Below are 25,437 nucleotides of genomic sequence, written 5' to 3' on the forward strand. Positions count from 1 at the left end.
TGCTGTCACCTTCTGCCTACGTTTTTTTTCAGACCCATCGCCTGGAAGCTTTTGTCATGTCCACCACCGCCACAGCCTCGACCACGGCCTCCGTCGTCAATCAAACGAGCCCGCTTGTTATGCGGGTCATCGGTGCCTGCGCCCTTGCGCACCTGATCAATGACCTCATCCAGGCCGTGCTGCCTTCCATCTATCCGATGCTGAAGGCCAACTACGGCCTGACCTTCACCCAGGTGGGATTGATCACACTGACCTTCCAGCTGACGGCCTCGCTGTTGCAACCGTGGGTGGGCTATCACACCGACCGTCATCCCAAGCCCTGGCTGCTGCCCGCCGGGATGGTCTGCACCCTCATCGGCATTCTGATGCTGGCGTTCGTCGGCAGCTTCGGTGCCATCCTCCTGGCCTCCGCGCTGGTGGGCATTGGCTCGTCGACCTTCCACCCGGAAACCTCGCGCGTGGCCCGCCTCGCTTCGGGCGGCCGCTATGGCCTGGCGCAGTCGACCTTCCAGGTCGGCGGCAACGCGGGCAGCGCCTTCGGCCCGCTGCTGGCCGCGGCCATCGTGATCCCTTATGGCCAGGGCCACGTCGCCTGGTTCGGCTTGTTTGCGGCATTCGCGATCCTGGTGCAGTACGGCCTGAGCCGCTGGTATCGCAACCACCTCAACCTGTTCAAGCTCAAGCAGGGCGGCAAGGCGACCCACGGCCTGTCCAGGCAGCGAGTGACCGCGGCCCTGGTGGTCCTGGCGTTGCTGGTGTTCTCCAAGTATTTCTACATGGCCAGCTTCACCAGTTATTTCACGTTCTACCTGATCGAAAAATTCCAGCTGTCGGTGACCAGTTCCCAGCTGTACCTGTTCCTGTTCCTGGGATCGGTAGCCGCTGGCACCTTCTTCGGTGGCCCCATCGGCGACAGGATCGGCCGCAAGAAGGTCATCTGGTTCTCGATCCTGGGCGTGGCGCCGTTCACCCTGGCACTGCCCTACGTGGATCTGTTCTGGACCGGCGTGCTGAGCATGATCATTGGTTTCGTCCTGGCCTCGGCGTTCTCCGCCATCGTGGTCTTTGCCCAGGAACTGGTGCCGGGCAATGTCGGCATGATTGCCGGCGTGTTCTTCGGCTTGATGTTCGGCTTTGGCGGCATCGGTGCCGCGCTGCTGGGTTACCTCGCCGACATCCACGGTATCGAATACGTCTACACCCTGTGTTCCTACTTGCCGTTGCTGGGTGTGCTGACGGTCCTGTTGCCGTCCACCAAGGGCGTCTGAACCGCAGGTGCGCCTTGCGGCGCACCTGCACACCATGGCCTGGAACGTCGAGCCGCGAACGGTTAGTCCTGCTGTGATCGACTGACCGGGAGTCGCAGCAGGAGCCTGTTTGGCTTGTGCTATGGCAAAGCGTCGCGCTCCGCAAAGATGCCGGCTATTTGCTCCGCGTTCTCGGTCCCCCAGGTGCACAGTGGGATGATCGCCTCGGCCAGGCTGCGCCCCAGCGGGGTCAGCGCATAATCCACGCGCGGCGGCACTTCCTTGTAGTCGGTCCGTGCCAGCACGCGGTCGGCTTCCAGATCCTTCAACTGCTGGATCAGCACCTTGTCGCTGACGGCTGGGATCAAACGCTTGAGCTCGCCATAACGCTTCGGCCCCTCGCGCAGGAAAAACAGGACGAGCGGTTTCCACTTGCCCGAGATGATGCGCAACGTGGCGTTGAGCCCGCAGCCGGTACCGCAGATTTCAGGAGAAAAGGTCATATTTTGATACTTACCAAAAGGTGCATACTTGTTCTTAGGTTATCAGGGCGGCATCCTCGGGCTCAACGAGCAATTTTCTGCTTGGGTTAAACGCCAACGAGGGATGCATGATATGACCAGACTGAATGGAAAGACCGCCGTGATCACCGGCGGTGCTACCGGGATCGGCCTTGCGGCGGCAAAACGGTTCATAGAGGAAGGGGCTTTTGTCTTCATTTTCGGTCGCCGGCAAGAGGCGCTCGATGCCGCCGTGGCCGAACTCGGGGCCAATGCCCGTGCGGTGAAGGGCTCGGTTTCCGACCTGTCCGACCTCGACCGACTTTACGCGGCGGTGAGGGCCGAGCGCGGGACCCTCGACATCGTCTTCGCCAACGCCGGGGCGGGAAGCCAGCTTGTGCTTGGCGAAATCACTGCCGAACACATTGACGAAATCTTCGAGACCAATGTGAAGGGGGCGATCTTCACGGTCCAGAAGGCGCTACCGCTGATGGGCCAGGGTGGCTCGATCATCCTGACCGGTTCGAGTGCCGGTACCACGGGGGCGCCGGGCTTCAGTGCCTACAGCGCCAGCAAGGCGGCAGTGCGCAACCTCGCGCGGACTTGGGCGCTGGACCTGAAGGGCACCGGCATCCGGGTGAACGTGCTGTCGCCCGGGCCGACGGCGACCGAACTCGCCAAGCAGGCGCTGGGCGAGGAGGGCATGAAGGTCTTCGCCTCGATGAACCCGCTCCAGCGCATGGCTGATCCGGCCGAGCTTGGCGCGGCGGCGGCCTTTCTTGCCTCTCAGGACAGCAGCTTCATGACCGCTGGCGAACTCGCGGTCGACGGTGGCCTGGCGCAAATCTGACTCGCTGCATAAGAGCTGCCACCATTTGATTGTGGCGAGGAGCGGTGTAACGATGGCGAGCGATCCGAGCCCAGTCGCTCGCCTCATGACTTCTATGGAGCAGGTAACCCTTCGATGGACATCCAGTTTCGCGGTCACGCAATGCCTCATAATCCGTCCGCAGGCACCTGCGATGAATACAGCGTCAGCGGCATCTCCAGCTTCGATGACGTGCACGGCGCTTATCAGCACATCGCGGCCCGTCACCCAGGTACCAAGCCATTGCTTTCGCTTGATGACCTGCACCAGGCCCGCTACACCTGCGGGCATGCACGGGACAACCTGGGGCTGGATAGTGCATCCGAGCAGGACATCGCCGGGTTGCCGCCCGAATGCTTTGAAAACGGCGAGTACCTGGGGTATCCCACGACCAAGGCCGAATTCGCCATCGGCTATCGCAATTTCATGAACCTGGTCGCGGCCACGTCATTCCAGGACGCCTGCGCCCACGGCCTGACCCTCGACACAACAGCCCTGCAAGAGTGGGAGGCGTATCAGCAAGACCCGGTGTCATTGCTCGACCAGCCGCTCTCGGCACTCGTGGTGCCGGTTGAACAGAGTTACCAGGCGCTCGCCGCTTTCCCCAATGGCTACTTCACTTGCGACCTGGACCCCGCGCAGAACTTCGCGGTGGCCCGCCATTTTGCGCTGACTCATGGTTATGAATTGATCGGGGTGGGGGCATCCTATCTCGGCTACCTGCGCGCAGAACCGCCCGCCCCAGAGGAGGCCCTTGCGGTGGCGGCGGATTTCTGTGCGTTGTACAACACCCGTGACGAAGACCGCGAAACGGTGATTGCCCGGGTCATGGCGGCGATCAACGGGCGTACGCACCTTTGGTTGCGGTATGTGGAGTAGCTGACAGGTGGACCGCGCATGAACGAACTGCCAACAGCCGGCATTGGCCACGACGAGGCGATGCGCAAGAAGATCAGCGCCGCCGTGGCTGCAAGAAACCTGGCGAGTGCGTCAAACAACACCAAGTGGGATGAACTGATCAGCCATTTCCGCCAGCGCGAGGGATGGTGCCCGTCCTGGCGGTACAAGTCAGTCTCCGGCTACATCTCGGGGTGGGATGTGGAATGGTTCTACCATTTGCCGTTTCCATTCGCCTGCGTCGAATGGTTCGACATCGGCCTGACGCAAGAAGGCCCGTTCCGGGGACGGCTGCTGGCCCGGACAACCATCGACCACACCGACGAACTATCGGCAGTGGTCGCACGGATTGGATTCGAATTCGAAGTGCGTGGCGATGTGTTGAGGATCTGGGGTTACTTGCCTAAGTGTTATGAGGATTTTCCACCCGCGTGACAAGTTGCGCATGTCGGACGAAGCCACGGAAGAGTCGCCCAAGGCCCTTCAGGAAACAGGTCGACGCATCGCAAGGATGGCGGCGCCAAAACCGATGAACGTCGAGCCCACCAGCCGGCTGATCCATATGGAGAACGCTGGACGGGTCAGCAGGCCTTTGACCTGGGCCGCAGCGGCTGCGTACAGACTCAGTGACACCAACGACAACCCCATGAATATCGAGGTGAGCAACAGGAATTGCGGCAACAGCGCTGCGCCCTGGTCGATAAATTGTGGGAAGAGGGCGGTGAAGAACATCGTCGCCTTGGGGTTGGTGGCAGCGGTCAGGAACGCCGACTTGTAGAGCTTTTTGCGCGACGGGGCTTGGACTGTTCCGTCTGGCTGGATCTGCTGGGCGAGGATCGGCTGCCGAGTGAGCAATTGCCTGGCGCCCAGGTAGAACAGATAACCGGCACCCAGGACCTTCACCGCGTTGAACATCCATTCGGAGCTGGCAAGCAGGGCACCCAGGCCGGACATCGCCGCCGCCGACAGGCAGAACAGCCCGCAGGCATTGCCCAGCGAAGACCATACTGCGTACCGCGGCCCGTAGGCCAGGCTGTTATTGATCGCCATCACGGTCGCAGGGCCGGGGCTTGCGATGGCAATCGCGGCGACCAGTGTAAAGGCCAGGATTGAGTGCAGGTCCATTGGTCTCATTCATAGGTGGTTGGAGACGGGCATAGTACAAGACAAACCTAGAATTGCCTGGATAAAGCCGCCATCAGGATCCCGGCGGCAATTGCTGGAAGCGGCTTGCGCAGGGTTAGCATCATGACGGCGGTCGTCAGCAGGGCCAGCCGCGCACCGTTGTCACCGGTGACCGCCAGCGGCGTGAGCACCGCCACCAGTACCGAGCCGGACATGGCGTTGATGAACTGCTGCACCCGGTAGTTGATCGGGACGAATGACATCACGAACACGCCGCCCCAACGCGTCGCGAGGGTCACCACGGCCATGATCAGGATGATGAGGAATGTGCCGTAGCCTGAGGTCTCAATGCTCATGTTTTTTCTCCGTCCAGACCGCGCCCAGCACACCACCGGCCAATGCCCCGGTGACCACGTGGGCGTTTTCAGGCAGGTACCTGTACGCCAGCAACGACGCACCGGCGGCCACGCTCCAGATGATCAGCATGCGCAGGTTCTTTTGGCCTCCGAGTACCATGGCGAGCAGAAAGCAGCCCATGACCATGTCCAGGCCGAGGCTCACCGGGTCCTGGATGACGCTGCCGAACTTCAACCCCAGCCAACTGCCGAGCGCCCAGGCCGACCACAGCGCCAGGCCACCGCCAAACAGCAGGCCCAGGCCTGGCTTGCGGTTGCTGAACGCCTGCATGGACATCGCCCAGTTGGCGTCCGAGACCACCAGCATCACGCCATAGCGCCGGGCCCGGGGCAGTTCCCGCAGCCAGGGATACAACGTGGCCCCCATCAGCAGATGCCGGGCATTGATCGCGAATACCGTCACCACCAGCGGCAGCACCGGAACGTGCGGCCCCCACAGGTCAAGCACGGCAAATTGCGCGGCGCCGGCGAATACCAGCGTGCTCATCAGCAAGGTTGACGTTGCGTCCAGGCCGGTTTGCGCAGCGGCAAGGCCGAAGGCAACGGCGAAGACAATCACGAACAGGGAAATCGGTAACAGCTGCTTGAAGCCACTCCACACCAGGTTCCTATCCAGGCTCACGGAGCCCGCATCGACACTCAACACACCTTCACCTCACGACTGCCTCAAGTTGTACCGCTACAGGGGCGCCATTGTGGAAGCAATCGTGGGGTTCAGAAAAGCGAATAAGCGTCATGGGTCCCATTCGAATTTCGAATGGTAGCGTCTGGCGCTGGGAGCAATGTTGCAGTCGACGCGGTCAGGGCGCCTGATCGGGCTCCGAGCCTTCAATCAGCATGGCGCGCAAGCGTTGGCGTTGGTGTTCGAGCGCTTCGATCTGCTGTTCGAGCATCGCCAGCCGCTTGCGCTGGGTGTCGGTGATGTTAGCGCAGGCTTTCGCCCCTTCGATCAGCAGCATGCAGTCGGGGAAGGTGCGGATCTCATCCAGGCTGAAGCCGCTGGCGATCAGGCGCTGGATTTGCTTGACCTGCGTGATGGCGACTGCGGGGAATGCCCGGTAGCCGTTATCGGCCCGCGTGCACGTGAGCAAGCCTTGCTGATCGTAATGACGAATCGAGCGCACGCTGGCGCCGGTTGCTCGTGCCAGGGCACCAATCTTCAGCGGGGCGGGAGGCGATGTCTGGTTCATGGATCGAACCATAGCATTGCTGCTTGACCGTGACACTAATGTCAGGGTTTAGGCTGCGCGCTTTCCATTCGCAGGAGCTTTAACATGATGTCTTTCAAGGCCTTCAACCCCTGGCGAAGCGGGTGTGCCGGCATCGCGCTCATGGGCGTGTCTTTGCTGGCACAGGCTGCCGTGCAGCCGTACACCGTGACGGCGCCCGATGGCGTGTCCATTGCCGTGCAAGAAGCGGGAGACCCGAATGGTTCACCCATCCTCTTTATTCACGGCTTGCTGGGCAGCCATCTGAGTTGGGAAAAGCAGGTCAATAGCCCTGAACTGCAGCGCTACCGTCTCATTACCTACGACCTGAGGGGGCATGGCGGTTCCGGCCGGCCCGAGCGTGCCGATGCCTATCGTGATGGACGCCGTTGGGCTGATGATCTGGCCGCGGTGATTGCGGGCTCCGGCGCCCAACGGCCTGTGCTGGTGGGGTGGTCGCTGGGGGCGGCGGTGGCGACAAATTACCTGGCAGCCTATGGCGACGCGAAGATTGCCGGTGCCGTGTACGTGGGGGGTGTGATTGAGCTGAAACCCGAGCAAATCGTTGCGCACACTCGTGTGTACAGTGGAATGGCATCGCCTGATCTCAAGACCCATCTCGATGCCGAACGTGAGTTTGTCGCGCTGTGTTTTGCCACGCGGCCTGATGCCGATACGTTCCAGCGCTTGGTGGCGAATGCGGCCATGGCGTCGGAAAACATGCAGAAAGCGGTGCATGGCATGTCGCTGGACGCCCCCAAGGGCCTGGGCGCGATGCACAAGCCATTGTTGTTGATTTATGGGGCGCGCGACGCCCTAGTGCAGGCTGAACCTTCGTTCAATCGCGCCAAGGCGTTGAATGCCTCAGTCCTCGGCAAGTTTTATCCGAACTCGGGGCATGCTCCTTTCCTGGAGGAGGCCGAACGTTTCAATCGCGATCTGTCGGTCTTCGTTGACGCAGCGACACGGCATTAGCCATTGCGGCCGGCCGAGTTGATAGTCCGAGGCAAGGGACCGCAGTGACCTGAGGGACAACCACGCATTACAAAGGCTATGGCCAGGTCGACAAGGCCTGGTCGGCCACCGCCTCGAGTGTTTCACGGCTGAAGCCAGCCTTGGCTTGAACGGCCATGCCGTGGGTCACCGCCATGATGAACGCCGCCAGGGCAGCGCAGTTGGCCGACTCGGGCAGATCGCCCTCAGCCTTGGCCCGCTCGAACCGTTCGCGCAGTGCCGTCTCTCCCTCTGCCCGTGCCTCAATCAGCGCTTGCCGGATGGGTTCGGCGTCGTCCGAGCCGGCCAGCACTCCCTGTATACCCAGGCATCCCCTGCGGTCGGGGTAGCGGGTATTGAGTTCGGCCACCCCCCGCAGGATGTGCTCGACCACCTGGCGCGAGGTCGGCTGCAACATCGCTTCGGGGAAGAAAGCGAGGTAGACCTCGTAGTAGCGCTCCAGCGCCCGGCGGAACAGGGCCTCTTTGTTGCCGAACGCCGAATACAGGCCTGGCCGCTCCACCCCGGTGGCCTGCGTGAGGTCCGTGTACGAGGTGCCCTCGTAGCCCTTGCGCCAGAACACACCCAGGGCAGCCTCTAACGCCTGATCCACGTCGAACTCGCGCTGACGACCCATTTCTTACCTCCGTTTTTTCATAACGATCGATATTAAATGCCTTGACACCCTGGGGCAAGGTCAATTTAATAACAGTCGTTACTGTAACGGTGATTATGAAATTTAAATGCAGTCAGTCCTCGCTGTGCGGGTAGCGCGCAGGACGTTCGAATGACCCTCGACGCAGGTCGAGCCGGTCGAAATTTTCCAGTGCATGAACAAGGGATATCAAATGACGAATAAGTTTGGCGCAAAGTCGACCGCGGACGACGTGCTCTCCGGTCTCGAACTCAATGGCAAGCGCTACCTGGTGACCGGCGTGTCTTCGGGCATTGGCCTGGAAACCGCACGCTCATTGGTTGCCCACGGTGCCACGGTGGTGGGGACGGTCAGAGACCTCGCCAAAGCCGAGAAGGCCACGGCTTCGGTTTTTGAAGAAGCTGCGCGAGCGGGGGGCAGCCTGGCGTTGCTCGAGCTGGACCTGGCCTCCTTGCAAAGCGTTCGCGCCACCGCGCACAGGTTACTTGCCAATGGCCAGTCCTTCGACGCCATCATTGCCAATGCGGGTGTGATGGCAACGCCGTTCGGGCATACGGTCGATGGTTTCGAGGTCCAGCTAGGAACCAATCACCTGGGCCATTTCGCCTTGATCAATCGCATCGCGCCGCTGCTCGTCGACAACGGACGCCTGGTGGTGCTGTCCTCCCAGGCGCATCGCGTCGCCGACATCGATCTGGACGATCCGAATTTCGAACAACAGGCCTACGACCCCTTTGTCGCCTACGGCCGCTCGAAAACAGCCACCACACTGTTCGCCGTTGCCTTTGACCAACGGCACCGCAGCCGTGGCATCCGCGCCGCGGCGGTGATGCCTGGCAACAGCCTGACCGATCTACCGCGCCATTTCCCGCAGGAAGCGTTGCAGGGCCTTTTTGAAACCGTGGGCAACGCGCGGGCCGAAGCAGGTCTGCCGCCCCTGGAACTCAAATCGATTCCACAAGCGGCGGCCACCTCGGTCTGGGCCGCCGTCCTCGCAGAAAAAGACGCGATTGGCGGACGTTACCTCGAAGATTGCGCGGTCGCGCCGATTGTCGATACCTCGAACCCGTTTGCTGATGGCGCGAGGTCGTACGCGCTTGATCCTTCCAAGGCGCAAGCGCTCTGGGAAAGAAGCGAGCAAATGATCGGCAGCGTGTAATAGAACCCGCGATTTCCAGGAGAATCACATGTCAGCTTTCAACGATAAATCTGTTTTGGTGCTCGGCGGCAGCCGGGGAATTGGGGCTGCGATCGTGCGGCGTTTCGCCTCGGAGGGGGCTGCGGTGACGTTCAGTTATGCCGGCTCGAAACAGGCCGCTGAGCAGCTTGCCAACGAAACAAACAGCATCGCCGTCGAGACCGACAGTTCCGACCGTGATGCGGTCATCGCGCGGGTGCGCGACAGCGGTCCTCTGGATGTGCTGGTGGTCAATGCAGGCATCGCGATTTTCGGCGATGCGCTGGAGCAGGACCCGGATGCGATCGAGCGGCTCTTTCGGATCAACATTCATGCGCCTTACTTCGCAGCAGTGGAAGCGGCCCGGCGGATGCCCGAAGGAGGACGTATCCTCATCATTGGTTCCGTCAACGGTGATCGGATGCCGGTCCCTGGGATGGCGTCCTACGCCGTGAGCAAATCCGCGCTGCAAGGGCTGGCCCGTGGACTCGCCCGGGATTTCGGGCCGCGTGGAATTACCGTCAATGTGGTCCAGCCCGGTCCGATTGACACCGACGCGAACCCGGCGGACGGACCGATGAAGGATCTCATGCACAGTTTCATGGCCATCAAACGCCATGGAAGGCCGGAAGAGGTGGCGGCCATGGTCGCTTGGCTGGCTGGCCCGGAGGCCGGTTTCGTCACAGGCGCGATGCACACCATTGATGGCGCGTTCGGGGCCTGACAATCGGCCAGGCGCATTGAAGCCGTTTTGCTTGGGGATTTCAGTCGTTGGCAGGCAATCAGATCTTCAGATCAGACTGTAGTCGCTGTATTGACCCATCCCCTTGTGAGCCCCCGTGACCAGGTGGACGTATGGCCGTTTACCCAGTCCACCGGCAGGCAATCGTCCACCTGGAGCACGGCGTCGGTGTGGGCCTTGAGCCAATCCGCCGGCATGCGGCGCTTGCCCAATTGCTTGGCCTGGGTCTTGTCTCGGGCCACTACCAGCAGGTAGCGGTGGGCTTCACCAAACACTTCGCGCTCGTAGCCACCCAGGTTGATGAAAAACAGCTTGGGTTCGTCGGGGCCTGGGGCCATCGAGCTGAATTCGACGCGGTAGGTGTCGATGCCGTCGATTTCCAGCCAGGAATCGATATGCAAACCCTGACGGCTGCCGAACCACGCCTGGCGCAGTTGGGGGTACGCCTGTTCGAGTGAGTCCGCTTGGGCGAACACCACGTCGTGTACTTCGATGCTGGCTCGGGGGTGACGACCGCCGAGCATGACTACGTACAGCATGAAAACTCCTCACCAGGGACTGCGCATAAATCTATACAAATTTTGAATTTATCTGTACAAGAAACTAATCTTGTACAGATATTTTCGTATTCTACAGGTTCTCCATGGCGCACTCTGTTCGTTGGGCCTGCCTTTGCCTGATGCTGACGGTGATGGCCTCGGCCGCCGCAGACTGGCGAACGACGCTGCCCACCGCGCAACGGCTGGGGGAGGGCGATTTCACCTGGTTCGGCCTGCGCCTGTATACCGCCCGGTTATGGACCGCCGGCCCGGTACAGGATTGGAACCAGCCCTTCGCGCTGGAGTTGCTTTATCACCGATCGATATCCCGGGAAACGCTGGTGCAGGTCAGCCTCGAGGAAATGCAGCGGCTAGGCCCCGGCAGCCTGACAGCCCAATCCGTTGAGGCCTGGACCCAGGCGATGCAGGCCGCATTCGTGGACGTGCGCCCCGGCATGCGCATCACTGGCCTGTACCTGCCGGGCAAGGGTTGCCGCTTCTACGTGGACGGCAAGCTCAGCCATGAAGTGGCCGACCCGGTGTTTGCCCGGGCGTTCTTCGCCATCTGGCTGGATCCGCGGGCCCGCGACCCACAATTGCGCCAGCGCCTGCTAGGCCTGGCGGACAACGACCGAGGGACCTGAACATGTACAAAGCACTTTTGCTGGTGGCCTGCCTGTTTCTCGGCAGTTGCGGCAATGTCGGCGTCGAGCACTATGCCGGGGAACAACCGCGCTTGGACCTGGCGGCGTTCTTCTCGCGACCGGTGCAGGCCTGGGGGATGTTCCAGAAGCGGTCCGGAGAAGTGGTCAAGCGCTTCCACGTTCGCATCGACAGTCGCCGTGAAGGCGAGCGTCTGATCCTCGATGAACACTTCCTCTACAGCGACGGCACGCGACAGCAGCGTACCTGGACGATTGTGCCGGACGGCCCGGGTCGTTGGCGCGGAACCGCCGGGGATGTGATCGGCGAGGCCCGGGGCGAAGTGGCCGGTAACGCACTGCGTTGGCGTTACCGATTGGACTTGCCCGTGGAAGGACGGCATTGGGAAGTGGACCTGGACGACTGGATGTACCTGATGGATGAAGACACCCTGATCAACCGTTCGAGCATGAGCAAACTGGGGGTGGAGATCGGCCAGATCACCTTGTTCTTCCGCCGCTTGCCGGAGGGCACGCCATGAATTTGAGTCAACTCACTGAGCGAGTCACGGCCGGTGAAGTCGAAGCGCTTGAGTTGCTGTCGCTGGAAGGCGGCTTCTACCTCCTGCGCGCCATGACCGGTACCGGTCCGGTCACCCTGAGCGATGCCCAGGGCCAGCCTGTTCGATTGCGTTCATCCACCGAGCTGCGCCAGTTGCTGATCGATCTGCCACCCGTGCCGTGCACGTTGGTGCAGCATGTGGTGCATGATGAGATGTGTGGGCAGCGTGACGGCCCCATCGCGCCCTTGCGGCTGCCGTTGACGCTGGCTAGCCAGTGGTAGAGAGGCAGCGGCTCAGCGCCACGCCGCGAGGCGCACAAGCAGGGGAAAGGCCAATGCCCAGACCGCGCTCAACAGGATGCCCGTTTCCATGACGCCCAGCGGCAGCTCGACCTGTGCCACCCTGGCGCCGCCCAGGTAGGCCAACGGACCTCCCACTGCGCCGAGCACCGCCGCGCGCCAGACGGGCCGGCCGGTCCAGGCCAGGCTGTGGCGCAAGCCGCTGGCCAGGACCAGCCACAACAGCGCCAGCCACAGGGGCAGCGGCCAGCTGTCGAAGCGGAATACGTTCAACGCCCCTAGCAGGCTATCCAGCGCACAACCGACCAGGGCGGTGCGCAGCAGGGCCTTTACCTCGCCATTGAAGTCCGGACACAGCCACAGATGCAGGGCCAGGCCGACGGGCACCAGCAACAACAGCCAGGGATGCTGAGCCCCTAGTACGCAGATCCACCAGCCGACCTGCAACCAGAGGGCATTGGCGACCAGCCATCGCCTGGGCATCAAGCCTGTCCAGGCAAGGCCGCACGCCTTGCCTGGGGCGCGGCCCAGAGCAGGTGCGCCACACCAATGGCGCGCTCCTGGAAACCGCCCTGGCAATAACACAGGTAGAACTCCCACAGACGCTGGAACGTATCGTCGTAGCCCAGCGTCGTCAGTTCGGTACGCGCCTGTCGCAAGTTATCGCGCCAATGTTCCAGGGTGCGGGCGTAGTCCAGGCCGAAATCCTCCAGGTGCACGAGGTTGAGGGCGGTGTGACGGCTGGCGGTGTCGAGCATCACGCTCAGCGAGGGCAGGGCGCCGCCGGGGAAGATGTAGCGTTGGATGAAGTCCACCGAGCGCCGTGCCTGGGCATAGCGCTGGTCTCGGATGGTGATCGCCTGCAACAGCATAAGGCCCTCGGGTTTGAGCAGTGCCGCGCATTGGCGGAAATACACCGGCAGGTAGCGGTGGCCGACAGCCTCGATCATTTCGATCGAGACGAGCTTGTCGAAGGTGCCCTTGAGGTCGCGGTAGTCTTCGCGCAGCACCGTCACGCGCTGCTCCAGCCCCAGGGCCTGCACGCGCTGCACGGTATAGGCGTACTGCGCTTCGGAAAGGGTCGTGGTGGTGACCCGGCAACCGTGCCGGATGGCCGCGTGGATCGCCAGGCTGCCCCAGCCGCAGCCGATCTCCAGCAGATGATCGTCGGGGCGCAGCTCAAGCTTCTGGCAAATGTTTTCCAGCTTGTGCAACTGGGCTTGTTCCAGTGTTTGCCCGGCGTGCTCGAACTGGGCGGCGGAGTACATCATGGTCGGGTCCAGCAGCCGCTCGAACAAGGCATTGCCCAGGTCGTAGTGGGCTAGGATGTTGCGCCGGGAACCGCGTCGGCTGTTGCGGTTCAACCGATGCAGCAGTCGCAGGGCCGGGCGACCCAGGCGCGCCAGGCCGCCTTCAAGGGCATCGAGCACGTCCAGGTTGGCGACGAACAGGCGGGTCACCAAGGCCAGGTCCGGGCTGCGCCAGAAGCCGTGGATATAGGCCTCGCCCGCGCCGATTGAGCCGTTGCCGGCGATCATGCCCCAGGTGGTGTCGTCGAGGATCTCCACTTCGGCCTGCAACGGGCTGGCGGCATCACCGAAGTTCCATTGCCGCCCATGGCTGAGCAGCCGCAGGTGACCGTGGCGCAGCTTGCCCAGTTGAGCGAGCACGGCGGTGCGGGCCAGCCCGCCGAGCAAAGGCGCCAGGCCCGTGGACTTGCTAACGCTCAGGGTGGAATTGGACATGGTCGGGGTTCTCGCAAGGTTGGCCGAGCGCCAGGTCGCCCGGGCGGGTCGTGTGGTCATGGATTGGGGTGCGCTTGAACAACAGGCGCAAGGCTTGCCAGTAAATGGCCGAGACAGTGCGCAGGCTCATCCAGGGGAACGTCAGGATGTATCGATGCAACGCCTTTCGATCCAGCGGCTGGCGGCGCAAGGCGAGGTCGGCCTCGAAAACCCTGTCGGTGCCTTGCCAGTTCTCCATGTGGATGCGCACGTGCTGTTCGTCCAGGGCGAATCGCAGGCGATAGTCCATGTCCATCGGCATGAACGGCGACACATGGAAGGCTTTGGCCACGGCGAACGGTTTGGCGAGGTCGTCTTGCACCGGCAGCACGTAGTGGAATCGCTCACGCCACGGCGTGTTGCGCACTTCGAGCAGGATCGCCGCCAGGCGCCCGTCGCGGTCGTGGCAGAAATAGAAACTCACCGGGTTGAACGACAGGCCCCAGCAACGCAACTGCGTGAGCAGGTGGACCGGGCCCTCGGGTGTTTGTCCCGTGGCCTGTCCGACCAGCAGGCGGGCGGCCTGGGCCAGTGACTCGCCTTGACGGGTCCGCGCCGGCAGGTAGTCGCTCTCGCGCCAGCTCAGCGGTGCCAGGCGCCAGCGCCCCAGCCAGCGCGACAGGCCGAGCAGCCAGGCTTGCTCGTCCAGGTCCAGGTAGAACAGGCCGATCCGGTAGCGGAAGGCATGGCGCCGTGGCGACAGGCGACGGTGGCTGATCCAGCCCAGGCAAAGGCTGCTGTTCACAATGTTTCTCCGAAATGCTCAGCCACCTTCAGCGCGCTGACCACCCCGTCCTCGTGAAAGCCGTTGCCCCAATAGGCACCGCAGTAGTAACTCAATTGCTGGCCTTGCAGTTGCGCGTGGTCCGCTTGCGCAGCCGATGCGGCCAGGCTGTACTGCGGATGGTCGTACTGGAAGCGGGCGATGATCTTTGCCGGGTCCACCAACGCTGTCTGGTTGAGGCTTACGCAGAAGGTCTCCGATGCCTGGATACCTTGCAGGATGTTCATGTTGTAGGTCACGGCCGCCGGGGCCTGGTCGCTGCCGCCGAGACGATAGTTCCAGCTGGCCCAGGCCCTCCTGCGGCGCGGCAGCAGGCGGCTGTCGGTGTGCAGCACGACGTCATTGTCGGCGTAGCGGATGGCGCCCAGTACGGCGCGTTCCTGCGGGCTGGGCGCTTCCAGCAGCGCCAGGGCCTGGTCGCTGTGGCAGGCGAACACCACGCTGTCGAAGCGTTCCGGGCCGGCGGCGCTGGTCAGCGTTACGCCGACTTCGTCGCGGCTGACCCGGTGAACCTTGCAGTTGAGCCGGATACGTTGCGCGAACGGTTGGCACAACGGCGCGATGTAACTGCGCGAGCCGCCTTCGATGACCCGCCATTGCGGACGCTGATTCACCGACAGCAAGCCATGGTTGCGGCAAAAGCGCACGAAGAACTGCAGGGGAAAGTCGAGCATGTCCGCGGGGGACATCGACCAGATCGCCGCCCCCATCGGCACGATGTAATGCTCGATGAAGCGCTGGCCGTAGCCCTGGGCCCGCAGGTAGCTGCCCAGGGTGGTGCTGGCGTCGATACGCTGCTCGTCCAGGTCGGCGAGCGCCTGGCGATTGAAGCGCAGAATATCGCGCAGCATTCCCCAGAATCCCGGCGACACCAGGTTGCGACGCTGGGCGAACAACGTGTTCAGGTCGTGACCGTTGTATTCCAGGCCGGTGAGCGGGTCATGCACCGAGAAGCTCATCTCGGTCGGTCGTGAGGCGACCTTGAGCTGATCGAGCAAGCGGATGAAGTTCGGATAGGTCCAGTCGTTGAAGACAATGAAGCCGGTGTCGATGGCATAGTGCTCGCCACGCCAGGCCACATCGACGGTGTGGGTGTGACCGCCAACCCATTCGGCGGCCTCGAACACCGTCACTTCGTGTTTGCGTGACAGCAGGTGGGCGCAGGTCAGGCCCGCGATGCCGCTGCCGATGATTGCTATACGCATCGATCGTCAATCCTGTTCATGGCGGGCCAGGCGTTGGCCCAGCTTCAGGCGCAGGCACGCGGGCATGGCCCCGAGCAGGCGCAACACCAGGGTGAAAATGCCGGGGAAGTTGATCTCCAGCGGCCGTCGGGGCAGACGCTTGGCGATATGCCGTGCGGCGCGCTGCGCCGACCACAGTTGCGGCATGGGGAAGTCGTTGCGACGGGTCAGTGGCGTGTCGACGAAGCCGGGGTTGACCAGGGTGACGTCGATGCCCTCGCGGGCCAGGTCGATACGCTGCGACTCCACCAGATACCGCACGGCCGCCTTGGACGCGCCGTAGGCACCGGCGCGGGGCAAGGCCAGCCAGGTCACCGAACTGCCCATCACCACCAGGTGGGGTCGCTGGCCATTGCGCAGCAAGGGCAGGGCGGCCGCCAGGCAGTGGCTGACCCCCATGAGATTGGTGCGCATCACTCGCTCGACCACGGCGGGGTCGAAATGGCCCGGTTCCAGGTACTCGCAGGTGCCGGCATTGAGGATCGCCATGTCCAGCGCTCCCCAGGCAAGCTGGATCCGGGTGGCGATCCCGGCCACTTGCTCCGGGTCGTCGAGGTCGCCGATGGCCAGCAATACCTGGCCGGGAAACCGCTCCGCCAGAGGTGCGAGGCTATCTGCGTGGCGACCGCCCAATGCCACCTGATGGCCTTGCTCCAGCAGGTGTTGCGCGAGCGCGGCCCCGATGCCGCTACTGGCGCCGGTCAGCCAGCAACGGCTCATGCCAACCGGCCCTTGAGCCAGCGGATGGCGCCGCCCATGACCGGGATGTGTTCATAGAGCAGGGCGCCGGCGTCGAAATAATCCTGGTGGAAATGGACCCGGTCGCTCCACTGCAAATGACTGCAGCCTTGCAGGGTGATCTGCTCGCCGCGGGCCAGGCGTGGATGACGGAACTGCAGGGTCCAGCGCAGGTAACCTTGCCCAGGCTGGACTTCGTCGGCGCTGGTGAAGGCATAGCGGATGTCGTGGGCGTTGGCGTACAGCTCGGTAAAGTAGGCTCGCAGGTCCTTCAGGCCCTGGATCTGATGCAGGGGATCACGGAAGATGATGTCTTCGCTGTACAGCTTTTCCAGTGCATCGAGGTTGTCTCCCGTGAGACTGGCAAAGTCCTCGGCGAATTGCTGCAGGTAGGCTGACATACGGCACTCCAGGCAATCCTGTACAAAAAAGAAATGTTGTACAGGTATGGCTGAAGCGTACGGTTAAATCTGTACAAGTCAATCCTCTTGTACAGTTTTTTGTTTCAACGATTGATCTCGGCGAGTTGCCGACGCAGTTCCGCGACGTCTGCTTCCAGCGCGCGAACCTGTTCCTCGGCGGCAATCTGCGCCGTAACGTCGCGTTGGATGCCGATGTAGTACGTCAACTGGTCCGCCTCGTTGTGCACGGGCGTGATGGACAATTCATTCCAGAACAGACTGCCGTCCTTGCGATAGTTGCGCAGGACCTGACGGCAGGGCCGGCCCTGGCTGATCGCCTCGCGGATAGCGGCGATGCCCGCCTGATCATGATCCTGGCGCTGGAGAAAGCGGCAGTCCTGGTAGAGGATGTCGTCGGCGCTATAGCCGGTGAGGCGTTCGAAGGCCGGGTTGGTATAGATGAGGATGCTGTCGTTGCCCTCCTGCTCGGCGACGACGATGCCATCGTTGGAGTTTTCGACCATCAATTGCAGCAGCTTTGCGTCGATCATTGGGCCCACCCACGAAATTATGCAGCGGTCTGCGTAGCGCACCTGTGCGAAGCCTCGGTGCGGTTTGCCACATGATGACCTACGGATGCTCGCCGCAGAAAGACTGTATGGGTTTAGAATGTGCCACCTTTCGGATAAACCCCTCGTATGACTGAAGCCACCCCACCCGATTTGCTGCCCATGCGTGACGTGGTCAGCCTGACCGGCATCAATCCGGTGACATTGCGTGCCTGGGAACGACGCCATGGGTTGATCCGCCCGCAACGCACCGACGGTGGTCATCGGTTGTACACGGTCGAGGATGTACAGCGCATACGCGACATCCTGCGCTGGACGGCCGGTGGCCTGCCCATCAGCAAGGTCGGCGAACTGCTCGAAGGCCAGCACGAGGTGGTCCCGCCCGAGGATAACGCGCTTGACGATTGGCGTGCCGCCGTCGTGCACGCCACCAAGGCCTTCGATGCCCGGGCGCTGGAAGACCTCTATCACCGGTTGTTCACGCTATTGCCCAAGGCTGTGGTACTGCGCAAGGTGTTGATGCCGGTCTGGCAAGACCTGGCGGCGGGCAGTGCGTTGGGGGCGTGCAGCCAATGGCTGTTTCTCGACACGTTCCTGCGCAATCGCCTGATGCTGCGCCTGCAGAGGGATCAGGTGGATGCGCCGCACGTACTGCTGGCCGGTACCGAAGGGCATGCCGAACTGCAGTTGCTGTGCGCCGCCGTGCTGCTGGGCGGCAAGCAGCAACGCATCGACGTGCTCGGTTGCGGGCAACCCTTGCAAGAGCTTGCCCTGGTGTGCGCGGCCATCCAGCCGGCGGCGCTGGTGATTGCGTTGCAAGCGCCGGTCAACCCCCTCCTGGCCACGCGCCTGCGTTCGTTACAAATGGACATCGCTTGCCCACTGGCCCTGACGGGGGTGGGGCTGGCTGGCTCGCAAGCCGCCCTGCAAGGCATTCCGCTGTGCCTGTTGAACGAGCAGGACGCCGATGTCGAGGGCGTGCTCAACGCCTTGATCAGAGGCACCCTGGATCTGTGACCGCTTGTTTGCACGATTGCATGCAGGCATTGAGGCCAGCCAAGTGATGGCCTTTTGATTTCGGGTGGATCCCGCTAGAATCCGCACCCCTCTTCGTGAGCGGCAACTAGAACATTACGCAAGGAAGTTGATATGCAATTTGCAAAAGCCATAGGTCTTGTCCTGGCCTTGAGCCTCACTGGCTGCGCCAGCTTCACCAAGGATGAAGTCGCCCCAGTGAACCTGCCTTCGATGGCCGGTTATTCGAACAAGCCGAACGTCTATGTCGACTTCGATTTCTATCAGGGCGAACCTGACAGTGCCAAGGCCACCGAAGTGCCGCAGGCCCGCGACATGCTCAAGCCCGAACTGAAACGTACCATCGATGAATCGGGGCTGTTTGGCCGCGTGGTTTTCGACGAATTCCAGAAGCAACCCGGTGACTACAGCCTGCGCCTGAAGGTCTACAACCACGCGCCAGGCGGCGGTCAGTTGGTCTTGGCGTTCATCAGTGGTTTCTCGCTCGGGATTATTCCTGCACTGGCAACGGACCAGTACACCATGAGCCTGGAAACCGTGGATGAGCGTGGCCAGCCACTGGGCAAAGCCAACAACCATGACGCGATCAACACCTGGATGGGCATCTGGTTCCTGCCGCTGGCAGGCAATACCCCCAAGGCAGCCGTCACTGACACCTTCAACCGCCAGGTCAATGCGCTGTTGAAGAACTGGGTCGACAACAACCGCACGAAATACTCCGCTGTCGACACCCGCATTCCACGGGGCTGACACCGCTGAAAAAAAGAGCCGCGATTGCGGCTCTTTTTTTTTGCTTACTTCAACGCTTGAGTGAACTGCGGGTCGCTGTACAAGTTTTTGAGCAGGTCCTGCACCATCGGGTTGTAGTTGTTCGCGGCCGCCGGGATGGCGATCGGGCCGAAGAAACTGCTGTCCCATTCGCGCTGCACGTCCTTGGTGGCTTCGTAGAGAACCTGGTCGCCTTTGCGCAGCGTGAAGCGTGCGGACAACTCGCCATGACCGCTGCCCATGCCGGCCGTGAGCTGGTTCTTGATCAACCGGACTTGCAGCTGACGGTCAGCGCGAGGGTCCAGCAGACCCGCCTGGCGCAGTTCGTCGTTGATCGCTGCCTGGATGTGCAGCGGAACGCTACCGGCAGGCGAAGAGATCGGGTTCATGCGCACCATCAGCGACCCTTGGCCGGAATCGGCATCGACCTGGGCTTCACGCACGGGCTGCATGGGCACCTGTTGCTTGAGCTGTTGAACGTTCTGGAAGTTGGGTTCGTAGCGGGTCATGGTCACACCGCAGCCTTGAAGCAGCAGGGCGCAGAACGGTAGAGCCAGGTAGAGCTTCTTCACAGCAAATCCTTATGTGCTTTTTAAAGAGGCGTGATTATCGACAGATAGCTATGAGCCATCAAGGATTAGACGTGTGCAGTGCCGATGGAATGCCTGCCGGGCCGTTGCAGCTTGCAGCAGATGAGCAAGGACCGCTGCCTGTTGCCAGCGGTCCCCGGTTGCCAGAGGGCGTGTTATTGCGCCGCTTTCTCGATCAGGTTGGCCACCACCTTCGGGTTGGAAACCATCACCACGTGGGAGGCGCCTTTCACCACGACGGTCTGTTTAGAATGGGCACGCTCTGCCATGAACGCCATGGCTTGAGGCGGGATGTTCTTGTCCTTGTCGCCGTACACGAACCAGGATGGAATGGTTTTCCAGGCCGGGTCGGTCGCGGCTTCGTTGAGCGCGGCGACGGTGACCGGACGCTGACCGGCAGCCATCAGGCGTGCTTCGGCCTCAGGTACATCGGCGGCGAACTGGTCGTGGAACTTGTCCTGCTCGATGTACAGATCCTTGCCGCCGTCGGCCAGGTCCACCGGGGCCGCCAAGGCCGAAGCCAGGGTGCCGCCCGGGAACCGTCCAGACAATTGCGCCGCCGTCTCGCCCGTCTCGGGCGTGAACGCTGCCACGTACACCAGGCCCTTCACGTTGGGGTTGCCGTACGCCGCCTCACTGATCACCGAGCCGCCGTAGGAGTGGCCGACCAGGACCACCGGCGTCTTGATGTTCTTGACGATGCTCGCCACGGCCTGGGCATCACTGCTGACGCCCCGCAAAGGGTTCGCCGCCGCAATGACCGGATAGCCGTCCTTTTCCAGAATTTTTACCACGCCGTTCCAGCTCGAAGAGTCGGCGAAAGCGCCATGCACTAGCACGACAGTGGGTTTGACGTCGGCCGCGTTTGCAAGACCGGCAGCTGCGAAAGCGGTGGCGAGGGCCAGGCCAGAAAGAAGCTTTTTCATGAGTCACTACCTTTAAAAAGAAGAAGCGGGTGGTTGCCTGTTGTGGCGGTGTGCACGTTCGGGAAGGCCCGTGACGTCAGACCGAGACGTGCAGGCGCACATCGACATTACCGCGGGTGGCGTTGGAGTACGGGCAGACCTGGTGGGCCGCGTCGACCAGCGCCTGGGCATCGGCTTGATCAAGGCCCGGCAGGCTGATGTGCAGGTCGATGTCGAGGCCGAAACCGCCGGGGATCTGGCCGATGCCGACGTGGGCGGTGATCGAGGCGTCGTCCGGGATCTTGCGCTTGCCCTGGCTGGCGACGAATTTCAGCGCGCCGATGAAGCAGGCCGAGTAACCGGCGGCGAACAGTTGCTCAGGGTTGGTCGCCGCACCGCCGGCGCCGCCAAGTTCCTTGGGGGTAGTCAGCTTCACGTCGAGGATGCCGTCGTTCGAAACAGCGCGGCCATCACGGCCACCGGTGGCGGTTGCTACAGCGGTGTAGAGTGCTTTCATGGTCTTTCTCCTGAGAGTAGATGCGGACGGTGCTGGTTAGGTTTTAGCGCCTTAAATGTTTGCGCGCTAAGAAGTTGAGTGAAAATTATCGCATTGAAATTTAGCGCGCAAGCTAATTTTTGGAAATACATTGAAATTTCCATTAGCTCATTGTTTTTAAAGGGAATATTTTTTAAGGCACGAAGACGTCTGTCCCGTTCGCGAGACGACAGGGGTGGGCTTGGCTTCTGGACTGCTATCGAAAACGTGCTGATTTTCGCTGACGCTGCGCGCGACCTCGAAGGCGGAGGTCGCGCTGTTCTTCAGATCACCGCTTATTGGCCACGGCTAACGAACGTTGCGATGCAGCATCAGACGCGCACTTTCGTGAAGGCCGCGCGTCAGTTCCTGCAAGCGCAGGAACTCTTCAGGGTGTTGCGCGGCCACGTCTTCTCGGGGCGTTGGCGAGGCCAGGTCATGCAGGGTGGGTGAACTGCCGTCGTGCTGCATCTGCAGCAGGAAGTGCTGGGTCACGCCGCCGATGATCGGGAAGGTGCCTTCGCGCAACACCAGCGGCACCACGCGTTCGCCTTCGGGGGCGGGCTGCTGGATGTCCCGGCCCATGGCGCCGTTGGTGAAGGGGATGCCTGCCAGGCCCGCCACGGTGGGCAACAGGTCGGCCAGGCCGACGGCCTCTTCGATCACGCGGGGCGCGAGGCCTGGGGCGTGGATCAGCAACGGTACGTTGTTGCTTTCCAGGCCCAGCTGTTCGAAGGCGGGCGCCATGTGCGGGATCTGGCTGATGCGTGTGTTGTGGTCGCCAAAGAACACAAAGATGCTGTTGTCGTAGTAGCCGCCGGCCTTGGCGATCTCCATCAGACGGCCGATGTTGTAGTCCAGCAGGCGCACCGCGTTGTATTGCTCGACGCTGCGCGAACCGGCGGCCTGGGCTTGTTCCAGCGTCACATCACTCACCTGGAAGCCGTCGTTGTGCTTGGGGATGGTGAAGGGGCGATGGTTGCCGGAGGTTTGCAGGTAAGCGAAGAACGGCTGGTCCTTGGGGACGGCGCGCAGCCGTTCGTCACTCTCCTTGAACAGGTCCAGGTCGGAAATGCCCCACACGTCCACCCGTGGCGTTCGCCAGTCGCTCTCTTCAAACAGCTGCACATCGTCGATGCTCTGGCGGATCAATGCATTGATATTGGCCCAACCGGCGTTGCCGCCGATCATGTAGAACTTCCGATAGCCTTCGAACGCGTTGATCAGTGTGTGCTGCCGGGTGATCAGCGGGTTGCGCGTGGCCGTTTCCTGGCGGGTGACGTCGGGTACGCCCGTGATGCTGGCCCAGACGGTCTTGGCGGTGCCCGTGACCGGCACGTAGAAATGCTTGAAGAACCAGCTCTGCGTGGCGAGTTTGTCCAGGTTCGGCGTGGGATTGAGTGGGTTGCCGTAGGCACCGACGGCGCTGGTGCCGAGGGATTCGAGCATCACAAAGATCACGTTCGGCGGGCGCTCGCCGGCCAGCCGATAGGGCTGTACGCCTTGATGGCGCTTGAAGTCCAACTGCCGGGCATCCGGCCGATCCACCCCCAGGTACTTGGCGATTTGCGGATAATACTGGCGCACCAGGGCTTCATCGAACTGCGATTGGCCAGTTTTCAGGGTGTCGTACAGAAACAGCACCGGGTTCAGCCCCACGGCGGCCACTTGGCTGTTGCCGGAAAAGAATGCATCGCTCCAGCGCAGGGGCACCGGGTTTTCCAGGTTGAGGTTGGCGACGCGGCCGAGCAGGGCCAGCAACACGGCGACCACACCCATCACTGAGACGGATGCCAGCGCCCACCGGTTGTGGGAGGTGGGCGTGCGGTCCAAGGTCAAGCGCTCCAGGCGGACCAACGCCCACACCCACGCCACCACCGCTGCCAGCCAGCCGGCGGTGATCCATAGCACCGGGTAGGTTTCCCACACCATCTGTTGTGAAATCTGCGCGTCTTGCAGGTAACGCAGTACCGTCGCATTGATGCGCACGCCCAGGTAGGCGTAATGACCGAAGTCGATGATGTACACCAGGCCGATCATCGCCAAGGCCACAGCCAGATACGCGCGCGCCAGCCAGCGCAGGGCCGGGAGGGTGCTGAGGTTCCAGCGCGGTAGCCACGCCAGCACAGCCAGCGGCAGCAGGAGCAGCACGGCCAGGCGCAGGTCGAAGCGCAGGCCGATGCCCAGGGTTTCCAGCAGCGCCGGGGTGGTCAAGTCCAGACCTGAAAAGCCCAGCAGGAACACCAGCCGCAGCGCCACCAGCAACGCAAATACCAGCCCGATCGCGCCCACGCCGTAGCGCAAGCGGCGTGATTGCAACGCGCTCATCATTGACCTCTGTGCCATTTCAAAAGGGGACGCCAGGCGATGCCGATCAACAACCCTGCACCGGCGATCAGGCAGTAGCCGGCCAGCAATGGGTCCATCAGATAATCCCAATAGTTTTCCGAGGCCTTGAGCCGCAAGGCGAACGCCAACGTGCCGATCGCCAGCATCCCCACCGCCAACGCATGCCTCAGCCACAGCATCAGCAGCGTCGCCGCTGCCACCAGCACGATCATCGGTCGAGGGTTGAAGCCCCAGCGGTAGGGGTCGAAATAGGTCAGGCCCAGCGTGGCGGGGTAGAGCACCAGGCTCAACAGACCGAACAGCAGCCACATTTGCACCTGGTGCCGTCGAGCGAGCGGCGGCACCACGCCCAGGCGGTTGAGCACGACCCACGCCAGCAGCACCAGCGTGCTGATGGCCAAGTCATCGGTAAAACTGCGCACGTACGCCGCCAACGGCAGCTCATTGACCTGCACAAAACTCACCGCCGCCAGCATTGGCAACAGCCATGGCCGCCAGGGTGCGGTGAACCGGAGCGTGCTCAAAAGCACGAACCCCAGCAGCACGAAACTCAAGTGGGCCTGCCACAGAGAAACCATCACAGACGCTCCGCCAGCCAGGCTTCGTTGAAGCTGACATGTTTGATGAACGTGTTATTCCACGAGTACACCAGGTGATACATGCCGTCCGGGCTGCGGCTGAAGTACGGGTACTCGTATTCGAAATCGCAGCCTTGGGGCTTGCATACGCGGTAGTCGAGGTTGCTGAGGAAGCGTTGCGCCAGCGGTAACCGTTTCGCACCGCTGGAGGCGCGAAAGCCTTCGCCAATGATTGCTTTATAGGCTTCGGGGGAAAACGGCTGACCGAGCGGGTCGGGCGACTGATCCAGTTCCACCACGGTGCGCCACTGACTGAGCTGGGCGTCGGTGCTGTAGAGGCTGAGCTTGAAGCGGCCGTCCTGCAGGTCGTTCAGGGCCACCAGCAAACCGTCGTCCGCGGTGCCCACCGCCGCCAGCGACGAATTGGGGTTGGCGGGCTCCAGTGGGTACGGCGGGCTCCAGGTTTGCCCGGCGTCCGCGGTGCGGCTGGCCAGCACGCGGTGATGGGTGTCGCCGGCATAGCGCAACATCGCCACGGCGCGCTGGCCGTCCAGCGGCACGATGGTCGGTTGCAGGGCGTTCTTGCCACGGCTGATGCGGAATTTGTCGATCACGGCGCCGTCCGCGCTCAGGTACAGGTACTCGGCAAACTTACCCATGAACTCGTGGTACACCGGCAGGCCGATGGAGCCGTCGGCGTGGAACACCGGGGCGGCGCGGACCAGGGTGCTGATGTTGAAGAACGGCGACGTCACCAATTGCCGGGGCGCTGTCCAGCTGGCACCGAGGTCATCGGAGACCATCACGTTGATCGCGCTGGTGGCCCAGCCACCCACCGAGACCGACACGTAGAACATCCACAGGCGATTATCCGGCGCCAGGGCGATCACCGGGTTGCCGAGCTTGCGGATGTGACGTTGGGTGCCATCGCGGGTGCTTTCCCGCGTGGCCAGTACCTGTTCGGCGCCCCATTCGCCGCTGCGCGCATCAAAGCGGGCGGTGCGCACCTGCACATCGGCGGCGCCTTCGCGCGAACCGGCGAACCACACGGCCATCAGGTCGCCGCCGGGCAGGGCCGTGACCGACGAGGAATGCACGAAATCCGTGAGCTGGGTGGACACGAATCGGCTGCTGTACTGCGTCGGTGCATCGACGTTTGCGGTGTTCGAAGCGACCTGGGCAAACGGCGCCAACACATGGGGCGGATGGCTTTGCCAGGCCGCGAAGAACACTCCCAGCAAGAGGCCAATCAATAAGGTGGAGCGCATAGGGAACCCGTGGCAAGAG

The 25,437-nt window shown here is 62.4% G+C and carries 31 protein-coding genes and 1 pseudogene; 12 read left to right on the forward strand and 20 right to left on the reverse strand.

Going from position 1 to position 25,437, the window contains the following annotated elements:
- The first annotated feature begins 56 nt into the window (after positions 1-56).
- Positions 57-1,268 (forward strand): MFS transporter, encoded by a 1,212-nt coding sequence (locus tag V3H56_RS10360; protein ID WP_042728459.1) that lies wholly within the window; start codon positions 57-59, stop codon positions 1,266-1,268.
- Positions 1,269-1,387: 119 nt separating this feature from the next.
- Here the strand turns inward: V3H56_RS10360 and V3H56_RS10365 are convergent, their stop codons facing one another.
- Entirely contained in the window at positions 1,388-1,750 is a 363-nt protein-coding gene (locus V3H56_RS10365) for a helix-turn-helix domain-containing protein (RefSeq protein ID WP_042728460.1), read from the reverse strand.
- Between the two features lie 112 nt (positions 1,751-1,862).
- Between V3H56_RS10365 and V3H56_RS10370 the strand changes: the two genes are divergently transcribed.
- The 3 genes from V3H56_RS10370 (at position 1,863) to V3H56_RS10380 (ending at position 3,947) form a co-directional block, all read left to right on the forward strand.
- Entirely contained in the window at positions 1,863-2,597 is a 735-nt protein-coding gene (locus tag V3H56_RS10370; protein ID WP_042728461.1) for an SDR family oxidoreductase, read from the forward strand.
- A 141-nt stretch (positions 2,598-2,738) separates the two neighbouring features.
- On the forward strand, positions 2,739-3,494 hold the full coding sequence (locus V3H56_RS10375) for a DUF4253 domain-containing protein (RefSeq protein ID WP_123578875.1): 756 nt from the start codon (positions 2,739-2,741) through the stop codon (positions 3,492-3,494).
- Positions 3,495-3,512: 18 nt separating this feature from the next.
- Positions 3,513-3,947, forward strand: coding sequence for a DUF6678 family protein (locus V3H56_RS10380; RefSeq protein WP_042728463.1), 435 nt, complete (start codon positions 3,513-3,515; stop codon positions 3,945-3,947).
- Between the two features lie 48 nt (positions 3,948-3,995).
- Here V3H56_RS10380 and V3H56_RS10385 read toward each other — a convergent pair whose 3' ends face one another.
- The 4 genes from V3H56_RS10385 to V3H56_RS10400 all read right to left on the reverse strand — a co-directional run bounded on the left by V3H56_RS10385 (position 3,996) and on the right by V3H56_RS10400 (position 6,243).
- Positions 3,996-4,637, reverse strand: coding sequence for a LysE family translocator (locus V3H56_RS10385; protein WP_047735645.1), 642 nt, complete (start codon positions 4,635-4,637; stop codon positions 3,996-3,998).
- 47 nt (positions 4,638-4,684) lie between these two features.
- On the reverse strand, positions 4,685-4,993 hold the full coding sequence (locus tag V3H56_RS10390) for an AzlD domain-containing protein (protein WP_053146884.1): 309 nt from the start codon (positions 4,991-4,993) through the stop codon (positions 4,685-4,687).
- A complete protein-coding gene (locus V3H56_RS10395) occupies positions 4,983-5,699 on the reverse strand; it encodes an AzlC family ABC transporter permease (protein ID WP_123578802.1) in 717 nt (238 codons plus the stop codon). The genes V3H56_RS10390 and V3H56_RS10395 overlap by 11 nt, the downstream gene beginning before the upstream one ends.
- A 154-nt stretch (positions 5,700-5,853) precedes the next feature.
- A complete protein-coding gene (locus V3H56_RS10400; RefSeq protein ID WP_123578803.1) occupies positions 5,854-6,243 on the reverse strand; it encodes a MerR family transcriptional regulator in 390 nt (129 codons plus the stop codon).
- 87 nt (positions 6,244-6,330) lie between these two features.
- On the opposite strand from V3H56_RS10400, the gene V3H56_RS10405 reads away from it, so the two are divergent.
- Complete coding sequence (locus V3H56_RS10405; protein ID WP_123578876.1) at positions 6,331-7,236, forward strand: alpha/beta hydrolase; 906 nt, start codon at positions 6,331-6,333, stop codon at positions 7,234-7,236.
- A gap of 76 nt (positions 7,237-7,312) precedes the next feature.
- Here V3H56_RS10405 and V3H56_RS10410 read toward each other — a convergent pair whose 3' ends face one another.
- Positions 7,313-7,891, reverse strand: a complete 579-nt coding sequence (locus V3H56_RS10410; protein ID WP_123578804.1) for a TetR/AcrR family transcriptional regulator — start codon at positions 7,889-7,891, stop codon at positions 7,313-7,315.
- A 193-nt stretch (positions 7,892-8,084) separates the two neighbouring features.
- Between V3H56_RS10410 and V3H56_RS10415 the strand changes: the two genes are divergently transcribed.
- Both V3H56_RS10415 and bdcA read left to right on the forward strand, forming a co-directional pair.
- On the forward strand, positions 8,085-9,068 hold the full coding sequence (locus V3H56_RS10415) for an SDR family NAD(P)-dependent oxidoreductase (protein ID WP_338474553.1): 984 nt from the start codon (positions 8,085-8,087) through the stop codon (positions 9,066-9,068).
- A 28-nt stretch (positions 9,069-9,096) separates the two neighbouring features.
- Positions 9,097-9,810: an SDR family oxidoreductase gene (gene bdcA, locus V3H56_RS10420; RefSeq protein WP_123578806.1), complete on the forward strand. Its 714-nt coding sequence runs from the start codon at positions 9,097-9,099 to the stop codon at positions 9,808-9,810.
- Between the two features lie 66 nt (positions 9,811-9,876).
- Here the strand turns inward: bdcA and V3H56_RS10425 are convergent.
- Positions 9,877-10,367: pseudogene (locus V3H56_RS10425) on the reverse strand (DUF1543 domain-containing protein).
- 104 nt (positions 10,368-10,471) lie between these two features.
- Here V3H56_RS10425 and V3H56_RS10430 point away from each other — a divergent pair.
- Genes V3H56_RS10430 through V3H56_RS10440 form a run of 3 tightly spaced genes read left to right on the forward strand, consistent with a single transcriptional unit; the run spans position 10,472 to position 11,852 of the window.
- Positions 10,472-11,011, forward strand: coding sequence for a chalcone isomerase family protein (locus V3H56_RS10430; RefSeq protein ID WP_338474554.1), 540 nt, complete (start codon positions 10,472-10,474; stop codon positions 11,009-11,011).
- 2 nt (positions 11,012-11,013) lie between these two features.
- Positions 11,014-11,550 carry a DUF3833 domain-containing protein gene (locus V3H56_RS10435; RefSeq protein WP_042728470.1) on the forward strand — a complete coding sequence of 179 codons (537 nt, stop codon included), beginning with the start codon at positions 11,014-11,016 and terminating at the stop codon, positions 11,548-11,550.
- Complete coding sequence (locus V3H56_RS10440; RefSeq protein WP_047735639.1) at positions 11,547-11,852, forward strand: DUF6482 family protein; 306 nt, start codon at positions 11,547-11,549, stop codon at positions 11,850-11,852. The genes V3H56_RS10435 and V3H56_RS10440 overlap by 4 nt, the downstream gene beginning before the upstream one ends.
- Before the next feature lie 12 nt (positions 11,853-11,864).
- Here the strand turns inward: V3H56_RS10440 and V3H56_RS10445 are convergent, their stop codons facing one another.
- The 7 genes from V3H56_RS10445 to V3H56_RS10475 form a co-directional block, all read right to left on the reverse strand.
- Complete coding sequence (locus V3H56_RS10445; protein WP_047735638.1) at positions 11,865-12,353, reverse strand: DUF2878 domain-containing protein; 489 nt, start codon at positions 12,351-12,353, stop codon at positions 11,865-11,867.
- Complete coding sequence (locus V3H56_RS10450) at positions 12,353-13,615, reverse strand: cyclopropane-fatty-acyl-phospholipid synthase family protein (RefSeq protein ID WP_212803649.1); 1,263 nt, start codon at positions 13,613-13,615, stop codon at positions 12,353-12,355. Before V3H56_RS10450 ends, V3H56_RS10445 begins: the two co-directional genes overlap by 1 nt.
- Positions 13,590-14,399 carry a DUF1365 domain-containing protein gene (locus V3H56_RS10455; RefSeq protein ID WP_338474555.1) on the reverse strand — a complete coding sequence of 270 codons (810 nt, stop codon included), beginning with the start codon at positions 14,397-14,399 and terminating at the stop codon, positions 13,590-13,592. The genes V3H56_RS10450 and V3H56_RS10455 overlap by 26 nt, the downstream gene beginning before the upstream one ends.
- Positions 14,396-15,643, reverse strand: coding sequence for an FAD-dependent oxidoreductase (locus V3H56_RS10460; RefSeq protein ID WP_338474556.1), 1,248 nt, complete (start codon positions 15,641-15,643; stop codon positions 14,396-14,398). The genes V3H56_RS10455 and V3H56_RS10460 overlap by 4 nt, the downstream gene beginning before the upstream one ends.
- 6 nt (positions 15,644-15,649) lie before the next feature.
- Positions 15,650-16,402: an SDR family NAD(P)-dependent oxidoreductase gene (locus V3H56_RS10465; protein ID WP_047735633.1), complete on the reverse strand. Its 753-nt coding sequence runs from the start codon at positions 16,400-16,402 to the stop codon at positions 15,650-15,652.
- Positions 16,399-16,821 carry a nuclear transport factor 2 family protein gene (locus V3H56_RS10470; protein WP_042728477.1) on the reverse strand — a complete coding sequence of 141 codons (423 nt, stop codon included), beginning with the start codon at positions 16,819-16,821 and terminating at the stop codon, positions 16,399-16,401. The genes V3H56_RS10465 and V3H56_RS10470 overlap by 4 nt, the downstream gene beginning before the upstream one ends.
- Before the next feature lie 104 nt (positions 16,822-16,925).
- Positions 16,926-17,372: a PAS domain S-box protein gene (locus tag V3H56_RS10475; protein ID WP_042728478.1), complete on the reverse strand. Its 447-nt coding sequence runs from the start codon at positions 17,370-17,372 to the stop codon at positions 16,926-16,928.
- A 147-nt stretch (positions 17,373-17,519) separates the two neighbouring features.
- On the opposite strand from V3H56_RS10475, the gene V3H56_RS10480 reads away from it, so the two are divergent.
- The gene (locus V3H56_RS10480) at positions 17,520-18,407 is read left to right on the forward strand and encodes a MerR family transcriptional regulator (protein WP_042728479.1); all 888 of its coding nucleotides are present in this window, start codon (positions 17,520-17,522) and stop codon (positions 18,405-18,407) included.
- Positions 18,408-18,539: 132 nt separating this feature from the next.
- Complete coding sequence (locus V3H56_RS10485; RefSeq protein WP_047735632.1) at positions 18,540-19,175, forward strand: hypothetical protein; 636 nt, start codon at positions 18,540-18,542, stop codon at positions 19,173-19,175.
- 44 nt (positions 19,176-19,219) lie between these two features.
- Here V3H56_RS10485 and V3H56_RS10490 read toward each other — a convergent pair whose 3' ends face one another.
- From V3H56_RS10490 to V3H56_RS10515, 6 genes are all read right to left on the reverse strand, one after another.
- Positions 19,220-19,765: a hypothetical protein gene (locus tag V3H56_RS10490; RefSeq protein ID WP_047735630.1), complete on the reverse strand. Its 546-nt coding sequence runs from the start codon at positions 19,763-19,765 to the stop codon at positions 19,220-19,222.
- 173 nt (positions 19,766-19,938) lie between these two features.
- Positions 19,939-20,709 carry an alpha/beta hydrolase gene (locus tag V3H56_RS10495; RefSeq protein WP_123578814.1) on the reverse strand — a complete coding sequence of 257 codons (771 nt, stop codon included), beginning with the start codon at positions 20,707-20,709 and terminating at the stop codon, positions 19,939-19,941.
- A 76-nt stretch (positions 20,710-20,785) separates the two neighbouring features.
- Positions 20,786-21,205, reverse strand: coding sequence for an organic hydroperoxide resistance protein (locus tag V3H56_RS10500; protein ID WP_042728483.1), 420 nt, complete (start codon positions 21,203-21,205; stop codon positions 20,786-20,788).
- 327 nt (positions 21,206-21,532) lie between these two features.
- Positions 21,533-23,551, reverse strand: coding sequence for a sulfatase-like hydrolase/transferase (locus V3H56_RS10505; RefSeq protein ID WP_338474557.1), 2,019 nt, complete (start codon positions 23,549-23,551; stop codon positions 21,533-21,535).
- Positions 23,551-24,150 (reverse strand): hypothetical protein, encoded by a 600-nt coding sequence (locus V3H56_RS10510; RefSeq protein ID WP_042728485.1) that lies wholly within the window; start codon positions 24,148-24,150, stop codon positions 23,551-23,553. The genes V3H56_RS10505 and V3H56_RS10510 overlap by 1 nt, the downstream gene beginning before the upstream one ends.
- Positions 24,150-25,418: a sialidase family protein gene (locus tag V3H56_RS10515; RefSeq protein WP_042728486.1), complete on the reverse strand. Its 1,269-nt coding sequence runs from the start codon at positions 25,416-25,418 to the stop codon at positions 24,150-24,152. The genes V3H56_RS10510 and V3H56_RS10515 overlap by 1 nt, the downstream gene beginning before the upstream one ends.
- Positions 25,419-25,437 lie beyond the last annotated feature (19 nt).

It is taken from the genome of Pseudomonas sp. MS646 (genome assembly GCF_036693845.1).
GTDB lineage: Bacteria > Pseudomonadota > Gammaproteobacteria > Pseudomonadales > Pseudomonadaceae > Aquipseudomonas > Aquipseudomonas chlororaphis_E.